The organism is uncultured Phenylobacterium sp. (assembly GCF_902826855.1).
Lineage (GTDB): Bacteria > Pseudomonadota > Alphaproteobacteria > Caulobacterales > Caulobacteraceae > Phenylobacterium.
The window spans coordinates 1-9,070 of the sequence record NZ_CADEGK010000183.1 but is presented as its reverse complement, the minus strand read 5'-3'; the positions used below and the strand labels follow the sequence as shown (position 1 = coordinate 9,070).

The following is a 9,070-nucleotide window of genomic DNA, read 5'->3' as shown; positions in this document are numbered from 1 at the left end:
GCACAAGCGCCTGGAGGTGGCCCAGCCGATCCTCACCGACGAGGACCTGGCCAAGATCCGCGCCGTGAACGAGCTGCTCGACGGCGCCTTCCGCACCGCGACCATCGACATCACCTGGCCGATGATCGAGGGGCCGGCCGGCCTGGAAGCGGCCATCCTGCGGATCTGCCGCGAGGCCACCGAGGCCGTGCTGGCCGACATGAACATCCTGATCCTCTCGGATCGGGCGACCTCGGTCGAGAACATCCCGATCCCGGCGGCGCTGGCCACGGCGGCGGTCCACCACCACCTGATCCGCCAGGGCCTGCGCATGCAGACCGGCCTCGTCATCGAGACCGGCGAGGCGCGCGAGGTGCACCATTTCTGCGTGCTGGCCGGCTACGGCGCCGAGGCGGTGAACCCCTACCTGGCGTTCCAGACGCTGGAGAACCTGCGCGTCGTCAACGGCCTGACCCTGCCGTCCTACGAGGTGCGGAAGAACTACATCAAGGCCGTCGGCAAGGGCGTGCTGAAGGTGATGTCCAAGATGGGCATCTCGACCTACCAGTCCTATTGCGGCGCCCAGATCTTCGACGCCGTGGGCCTGTCGTCCGAGCTGATCGAGAAGTACTTCACGGGGACCGCCACCACGATCGAGGGCGTCGGCCTGGCCGAGATCGCCGAGGAGACGGTGCGCCGTCACCGCGACGCCTTCGGCGACAACCCGGTCTACAAGACCATGCTGGACGTGGGCGGCCAGTACGCCTGGCGCATCCGCGGCGAGGCGCACGCCTGGACGCCGGAGTCGATCTCGGGCCTGCAGCATGCGGTCCGGGGCAACATCCCGGACGAGTATGAGAAATTCGCCCGCGCCATCAACGAGCAGAGCGAGCGCCTGCTGACCCTGCGCGGCCTGATGCGGTTCACGCCCGGGCCGTCGGTTCCCCTCGACGAGGTCGAGCCCGCCGCCGAGCTGGTCAAGCGCTTCTCGACGGGCGCCATGTCGTTCGGCTCGATCAGCCGCGAGGCGCACACGACGCTGGCCATCGCCATGAACCGCATCGGCGGCCGCTCGAACACGGGCGAGGGCGGCGAGGAGCCGGACCGCTTCGTGCGCCTGCCCAACGGCGACTCCATGCGCTCGGCCATCAAGCAGGTGGCGTCGGGGCGCTTCGGGGTGACCACCGAGTACCTGGTCAACGCCGACGACATCCAGATCAAGATGGCCCAGGGCGCCAAGCCCGGCGAGGGCGGCCAGTTGCCCGGCCACAAGGTGGACAAGAACATCGCCAAGGTCCGGCACTCGACGCCGGGCGTGGGCCTGATCAGTCCGCCGCCGCACCACGACATCTATTCGATCGAGGACCTGGCGCAGCTCATCCACGACCTGAAGAACGTCAACCCCGTCGCCCGCATCTCGGTGAAGCTGGTGTCGGAAGTCGGCGTGGGCACCGTGGCCGCGGGCGTCGCCAAGGCGCGCGCCGACCACGTCACCATCTCGGGCTTCGAGGGCGGCACGGGCGCCAGCCCGCTGACGTCGCTGACCCACGCGGGCTCGCCCTGGGAGATCGGCCTGGCCGAGACCCAGCAGACGCTGCTGCTGAACGGCCTGCGCACGCGCATCGCCGTGCAGGTGGACGGCGGCCTGCGCACGGGCCGCGACGTCGCCATCGGAGCCCTGCTGGGCGCCGACGAGTTCGGCTTCGCCACGGCGCCCCTGATCGCGGCCGGCTGCATCATGATGCGCAAGTGCCACCTCAACACCTGTCCGGTGGGGGTGGCGACCCAGGACCCGGTGCTGCGCGCGCGCTTCACCGGCCAGCCCGAGCACGTGATCAACTACTTCTTCTTCGTGGCCGAGGAACTGCGCGGGATCATGGCCGAGCTGGGCTTCCGCACGCTCAACGAGATGATCGGCCGCGTCGACCGCCTCGACATGACCGACGCCCTCGACCACTGGAAGGCCCAGGGCATCGACCTGTCGCGCATCCTCTATTCGGCGGCGGCCGAGGGCCAGAAGGGCCTCTGGAACCAGGATCGCCAGGACCACGGGCTCGACAAGGCGCTGGACCACCAGCTGATCGCGGCCGCCAAGCCGGCGCTGGAGAAGGGCGAGCCCGTCCGCGGCGAGTACGCCGTGCGCAACATCAACCGCACGGTGGGCGCCATGCTCTCGGGCGAGGTGGCCAAGCGCTACGGCCACGCCGGCCTGCCCGAGGACACCATCGCCCTCACTCTGAAGGGAACCGCCGGCCAGAGCTTCGGCGCCTTCCTGGCGCGCGGCGTCTCGCTGACCCTGATCGGCGACGCCAACGACTATGTGGGCAAGGGCCTGTCGGGCGGCCGCGTGGTGGTGCGCCAGCCGCCCGAGTCGCGGCGCGATCCGACGCGCAACATCATCGTGGGCAATACGGTGCTCTACGGCGCCATCGCGGGCGAAGCCTACTTCCAGGGCGTGGCCGGCGAGCGCTTCGCGGTGCGCAACTCGGGCGCCGTGACGGTGGTCGAGGGCGTGGGCGACCACGGCTGCGAATACATGACCGGCGGCGTGGTCGTGGTGCTGGGCGACACCGGCCGCAACTTCGCGGCGGGCATGAGCGGCGGCGTGGCCTACGTCTACGATCCGACCAGACGCTTCGAGCCGCTCTGCAACAAGGCCATGGTCGACCTGGAGCGCGTGGATGTCGTCGGCCTCGGCGACGAGGCCATGCGGCCGAGCCAGCGGTCGGTCTCGGTGCATGACGCGGGCATGGGCGACCTGCTGGGCCACGACGTGGAGCGCCTGCGAATCCTCATCGAGCGCCACCACCTGCACACCGGCAGCCAGCGGGCCGCCGAGATCCTGGAAAACTGGGAGCAGGCCAAGGGCTCGTTCGTGAAGGTGATGCCGCGCGACTACCGCCGTGCGCTCACCGATATGGCGGCCGAACGCGCCGCGGCCGCCGCGGTCGCGGCCGAGTAGTCAGGAATCTGGGGGACTTATGGGCAAGCCAACCGGCTTCCTGGAGATCGAACGCCGCGACCGGGGCTACGACCCCGTCGCCGAGCGACTGAAGACCTGGAAGGAATTCGTCCAGCCGCTGCCGCAGCGCGAGCTGCAGGCGCAGGCGTCACGCTGCATGAGCTGCGGGATCCCGTTCTGTCACCAGGGCTGCCCGGTGAACAACCAGATCCCGGACTTCAACGAGCTGGTCCATCGCGGCCAATGGCGCGAGGCGCTGGACAACCTGCAGTCCACCAACAACTTCCCGGAGTTCACCGGGCGCATCTGCCCCGCGCCCTGCGAGGCCAGCTGCACCCTGAACATCCCGGACACCCCGGTCACCATCAAGACGATCGAGTGCCAGATCATCGACAAGGGCTGGGAGGAAGGCTGGATCACGCCGCAGCCCAGCCCGCGCGGCACCGGCAAGCGCGTCGCCGTGGTGGGCTCCGGCCCCGCGGGCCTCGCCTGCGCCCAGCAGCTGGCGCGCGCCGGCCACGCCACCACGGTGTTCGAGAAGTCGGACCGGGTCGGCGGCCTGCTGCGCTACGGCATCCCCGACTTCAAGATGGAGAAGCACCTCATCGACCGCCGCGCGCGGCAGATGGAGGCCGAGGGCGTGATCTTCCGGACCGGCTTCGCCGTCGGCGACCAGGTCTCGGTGCAGCGCCTGCTCGACGACTACGACATGCTGGTGATGGCCTGCGGCGCCGAGGATCCGCGCGACCTGCCCGTCGCGGGCCGGGAGCTGTCGGGCATCCACTTCGCCATGGATTTCCTGACGCAGCAGAACAAGCGCAACGCGGGCGACCCGGAGAACGTCGCCGCGCCGACGGGCACGCTTTCGGCCAAGGGCAAGCATGTGGTCGTCATCGGCGGCGGAGACACCGGCTCGGACTGCATCGGCACGTCCAACCGGCAGGGCGCAGCCTCGGTCACCCAGCTCGAGATCATGCCGGCGCCGCCCGAGCGCGAGAACAAGGCGCTCACCTGGCCCGACTGGCCGCTGAAGATGCGCACCTCATCCTCGCAGCAGGAAGGCGTCGAGCGCGACTTCGCCGTCACCACCCGCCGCGCCATCGGCCAGGACGGCCGGGTCACCGCGCTGGAGTGCGCCCGTGTGGAGTGGGTCGACGGCAAGATGCGCGAGGTCGAGGGCTCGACGTTCGAACTGAAGGCCGACCTGGTGCTGCTGGCCATGGGCTTCGTGGGGCCCAAAAAGGACGGCGTCGTCGCGCAGAGCGGCGTCGATCTGGACGCGCGGGGCAACATCAAGGCGAGCATCGTCGACTATCGGACATCCGACCCGCGGGTGTTCGCCTGCGGCGACGCGCGCCGCGGCCAGTCGCTGGTGGTGTGGGCGATCCGCGAGGGCCGCCAGTGCGCCCAGGCCGTCGACACGGCGCTGATGGGCGTGTCCAACCTGCCGCGCTAGCTGCGTCAGGCGCGAGGCTGTTCCGTCCAGACGTCGATGCTGGCCAGGCCTAGGTCCGCGCGCGCCTTGTCCACGAGCCCTTGTATGAACGCCGTCTTGGCTTTCGTGTACGCCAACGATTCCTCCGCATACTGAGAGGCCAGGCGCACTTTCAGCGCGCTGTAGGCGGCCACAGCGTCGGGATGCTGCAGCAGGTGGTCGCGCATCAGGCGCTCCTTGCGCTCGTCCCACGCGCTGCGCTCGACGATGTGCAGCTGGTAGATCTGGCCGCCGTCTTCGGCGCGGCGTCGCAGGAACAGACGATCTGTCATGCCGGTTTCGATGAGCTGATAGCCCCGGGCCGCGAGCCGCGACGCCAGCGCCAGAGCCGCCCCGAGATCGGCCGCGGCGGCCATCATGTCGATGATTGGCTTCGCCCACAGGCCCGGCACGGCCGTGCTTCCAATATGCTCGAGCTCCAGGACCGCGGAGCCACCGACGCCCATGATGGCGCTGCGTTCCTCAGCGTAGGCGCTCCGCCAGGCCGGGTCGTACGGGACCACGTCCACGCGCCCCAGGGCCTCGATGTCGAGCATGAATCAATCCCCCCTGGCTGCCGGGCAGCTTCAGACCAGACCGCCGACGGCGCAACCTGCGGCGCCTGGCGCTGGACGAACGCCGATCCGAGGGCGATCCTCAGGCCATGGAACGCCTGCTGGACACCCTGACGATCGTCGAGACCTCGCGCGGCGTGGCCGTCCGCTTCTGCGGCCGGCTCTTCGCCCAGATGGGCGCGACCGTGATCCGCGCGCCCGGCGGCGACGACGCCGCCATCGGCTATGCGGGCGAGGCCGGCCGAGCCTACGGCCGCTGGCTCGACGCCGGCAAGCTGGACGCGCTTCCCGACGGGCCGGTCGACCTGGTGATCGCGGGCCAGGACGCGGCCGGCGTGGCGGCGGGCGAGGCGGCGGCGGCCAGCCTGCCCGGCGAACCCAGTCTCCTGGCGCTGCGCTGGTTCCACCCCGACGGTCCCTATGCGGACTGGCGCGGAACCGACGAGATCCTCCAAGCCCTGGCCGGAATGGCCTACGGCTTCGGCCCCATCGAGGGCCCGCCGACCCTGGCCCAGGGGCATGGGCCTCAGATCACCGCGGGGCTCGCCAGCTTCAACGCCGCCCTGGCCGCCCTGATGGCGCGGCCTCGCCCCAAGCGGATCGACGCCAACATCTTCGAGGCCTACGTCTTCCTGCTGGAGACCGGGGCGGTCTCGACGCTCATCGAGGGCGGGGTGATGGCGCGGCTGGGCGTCAACCGCATGGTGCCCGTCTACCCCGCCGCCAGCTATCGCACCGCCGACGGCTGGGCGGGGGTCACCGCGCTTACGCCCGCCCAATGGGCCGGGTTCTGCGGCATCATCGGCCGTCCCGGGCTGGCCAGCGACGCGCGCTTCACCACGACCGTGGAGCGCCTGCTGCTCGCCGACGAGGTGGACGCCGCCTGCGCGCCGCCGTTCCTCGACAAGACGACCGAGCAGTGGGTGGCCCTGGGGGAGAGCGTGAGGGCCCCGATCACCGCCATGCCCAATCTCGCCGAGCTGCCGCACGTACCCCATTGGCGCGCGCGCGGCGCCTTCGGCCCCTTCGACGACAGCGGCGCCCTTGCGCCGACGCTGCCCTACCGGATGACCTTCGGCGGATCGCCCAGGCCCGTGCAGGGCTCCGGGCCCGACGCCCCCCCTCAAAGGGCTGAAGGTGGTCGATTTTTCGATGGGCTGGGCGGGGCCGCTCTGCGCCCGCACGCTGGCCGACCTGGGCGCCGAGGTGGTCAAGATCGAGTCGACCCACCATCCCGACTGGTGGCGCGGCTGGGAGACGGAAGTCGCCGCAGACCCGCCGTCGCACGAGGTCAAGTTCAGCTTCATCTGCATGAACCGCAACAAGCGCGGCATCGTGCTGGACCTGACCAAGGTCGAGGGGCTCGCCCACGCCAAGGCGCTGATCGCCGGCGCCGATGTGGTGGTGGAGAACTTCGCCGCCGGCATCATGGACCGCCTGGGCCTAGGCCGCGGTGTGCGGCGTGCGCTGAACCCGAGCCTGATCACCGTCTCTATGCCGGCGTTCGGCAACGACGGACCGCTCTCGGGCATCCGCGCCTACGGCTCCACGGTCGAGCAGGCGTCCGGCCTGCCGTTCGCCAACGGCCATGACGCCTGGCCGCCGGCCCTGCAGCACGTCGCCTTCGGCGACCCGCTGGCCGGACTGACGGCCGCCAACGGGGTGATGGCCTGCCTGTTCGGCCGCGGCCGCTGCGGCGGGGCCGAGATCGACATGGCCCAGGTGGCGAGCCTCTTCCAGTACTCGGCCGACGCCGTCATCGCCCAGCACTTCGCCGACGGCCCGCTGCCGCGCACCGGCAGCCGTCGGGCCCGCACCGCGTCCTGCGTCGTCGGCTGCGCCGAGTTCGACTCCTGGCTCGCGGTGTCGGCTGATAGCGAAGCGGCCCTCGACGGCCTGCGCCGGGTCCTGCATCGCCCCGACCTGTCGCGCGCGTCCGACGATGTGATCGAGGCCGCGCTGGCCGCCTGGGCCGCAAATCGGGAACCCGAGGACGCCGCGGCCGAGCGGCGGGCGGCGGGCGTCTCCGCCGCCCCGGTCCAGCGCGCCGACCAGCTCTGCTACGACCCGCAGCTGATGGCCGGCGGCTTCTGGCTGGAGTCCAGCCGCCGCTACGTGGGCGCGCACCTGATCCCGGCGTCGCCCTTCGCCTTCGACGGCGCCCGACCCGCCATCCGCAACGTCGCGCCGACGCTAGGCGAGCACACCGACGAGGTCCTGCGCGAGCTGGCCGCGGCGGCGCCCGCTTAGCGCGTGATCTTGTAGATGGCGTTCTCGACGTCAGAGGCGACGTAGATGTCGCCCTTGCCGCCCACCGCCACCCCCGCGCCCAGTGGGACCGGGCCGCCCAACAGGCCCAGCGGCAGATCCTTGGCCACCACGGTCTTGGCGCCCGTCTTCGGGTCCACCTCGACGACCGAGCGATCGCCCAGGTCGAGGACGACGGGCTTGCCGTTCGGTCCGACCGACACGGCCTTGGCGCGCTTAAACCCGGTGGCCACCGACGTCGCCGTCCCGGTCGCGAGGTCCAGGCGGGAGAGCTGGCCCGCACCCGTCTCGATCACATAGATCGTGCCGTCCGGCGCCCGCGCCAGACTGGTCGGCAGCTTGAGGCCCTTGGCGACCACCCGCTTGGTCTCGCCCTTCAGCTCGATGGCGACGCCGCTGGCCTCGATCACGAGAATCGCGCCGCCCGGCAGCTCGATGGCGTCCGCAGGCCCCTGGAAGCCGGCGGCGTGGGACAGCCGCTTGCCGTCGGCGCGGCCGTACACCTCCACCGAGCCGGCGACGGCGCTGGTCAGCACCACGCGGTCGGCTCCCGCGCTGACGCCGGTGGGATACTCGACCGGATCGCCGTGCGTGCGGGCGATATCGGTGACCGCCCCGGTCTCGCCGTCCACGCGGCGGTAAGAGAACACGTCGGCTACGTAGAGCGTGTCGCGGCCGCCGTCGGAGCGCACGTCGATGTCGGCGGGGATGGCGAGGGCGCCCCGCACCACCTGCCGCAAGGCGCCGTTGGCGGTGTTGACCTCCTGGATGCCGTTGTCGGCCATGTTGGTGACGAACACCCGGTCGTCCGGCGAGATCGCGATGTTGTCCAGCGATGTCGCGAGCTGCGCCACCTTAGTCTTGGCGCCCGTCTTGATGTCCACGCTGTAGAGGACGCCGATCTTCGTATCGATGACATAGAGGTTCCCCTTGGAATCGAACTTGGCGGCGGCCGGCGTCTGGAAGCCTTCGGCCACCGCCGTCACCGCGCCGGTGTCCGGGTCGATCCGCGCGATCTGGCCCTTGAACCACAGGGGGCCGTAGAGGCCCCCGTCCGGGCCAGGCGAGAAGCTGTTGAACCCGCCCACCGGCCCGGCGATCTTGCGCGGCGGTTTCAGGCCGGCGGGGTCCAGCTCCCACACGCCGTCCGCGGCGAACACCTGGCCCAGGAAGAGCCGCTTGCCGTCGCGGCTAAACGCGACGGAGTTGGCGCCCGGTAGGTCCTTCGCCAGCACCTCGACCGGGCCTTCTCCCCGGCGCGTGTAGACGATCCCGTCGGAGATCGCGGTCCAGACGACCTGGTCGCCGGGGCCGAACGCGATGTCGTCCGCCATGCCCTTGGGCGGGCCCTCGACCGTGCGCACCGCGCCGGTCTCGACGTTCACCGCATAGAGCGTCTGGCCGAACACGCTGCCCGCGTAGAGCTCGCCGTTGGGCGCGAAGCGGATGCCGTGCACGCCGTGGAAGTGCGAGCCGGGCACGAGCTTCTTCACCGTCTGCGCCTCGGCGGCGCCGGCGGCGAAGAGCAGCGCCGCCGCGGCGGCGAATACGGGCTCACATACTTGGCGAGCAGGGCTCTACCTCGATCGTTGGTGAGCCGGCTTGCGGCACTCCCATATCGGCGCCCGCAATGATCGACACATGCTCAAAGGATAGGTTGAACACGCCGTTGAGTACCTACAGGTAGCCTCTGCTGGCATTGTACCGGATTTGTTCGCTCTTAGCGTGCAGATACGTCACTTTCGTGTAGTCACCCCGACTACGCCGTACTCGGCGAGAAGCCCCCGGGCATGGTTGATGAGCGAGGTGCGT

At 70.6% G+C, this 9,070-nt stretch carries 5 protein-coding genes and 1 pseudogene; 4 read left to right on the top strand and 2 right to left on the bottom strand.

The annotated features are described in order from the left end of the window. A partial coding sequence (gene gltB, locus QZV94_RS19825; protein WP_293680874.1) for a glutamate synthase large subunit occupies nt 1-2,941 on the top strand: 2,941 nt, incomplete at its 5' end. 19 nt (nt 2,942-2,960) lie between these two features. After that, the gene (locus QZV94_RS19820; RefSeq protein ID WP_293680872.1) at nt 2,961-4,397 is read left to right on the top strand and encodes a glutamate synthase subunit beta; all 1,437 of its coding nucleotides are present in this window, start codon (nt 2,961-2,963) and stop codon (nt 4,395-4,397) included. A gap of 5 nt (nt 4,398-4,402) precedes the next feature. Here QZV94_RS19820 and QZV94_RS19815 read toward each other — a convergent pair whose 3' ends face one another. Further along, on the bottom strand, nt 4,403-4,972 hold the full coding sequence (locus tag QZV94_RS19815; protein WP_293680870.1) for a GrpB family protein: 570 nt from the start codon (nt 4,970-4,972) through the stop codon (nt 4,403-4,405). Between the two features lie 107 nt (nt 4,973-5,079). On the opposite strand from QZV94_RS19815, the pseudogene QZV94_RS19810 reads away from it, so the two are divergent. Beyond that, a pseudogene (locus QZV94_RS19810) lies at nt 5,080-6,069 on the top strand (CoA transferase); the annotation flags it as partial. A 73-nt stretch (nt 6,070-6,142) separates the two neighbouring features. Then, on the top strand, nt 6,143-7,240 hold the full coding sequence (locus QZV94_RS19805; protein WP_367254921.1) for a CaiB/BaiF CoA transferase family protein: 1,098 nt from the start codon (nt 6,143-6,145) through the stop codon (nt 7,238-7,240). Here the strand turns inward: QZV94_RS19805 and QZV94_RS19800 are convergent. Continuing rightward, nucleotides 7,237-8,751, bottom strand: a complete 1,515-nt coding sequence (locus QZV94_RS19800) for a PQQ-binding-like beta-propeller repeat protein (RefSeq protein ID WP_293680862.1) — start codon at nt 8,749-8,751, stop codon at nt 7,237-7,239. The genes QZV94_RS19805 and QZV94_RS19800 overlap by 4 nt on opposite strands. Between the last annotated feature and the right edge of the window lie 319 nt (nt 8,752-9,070).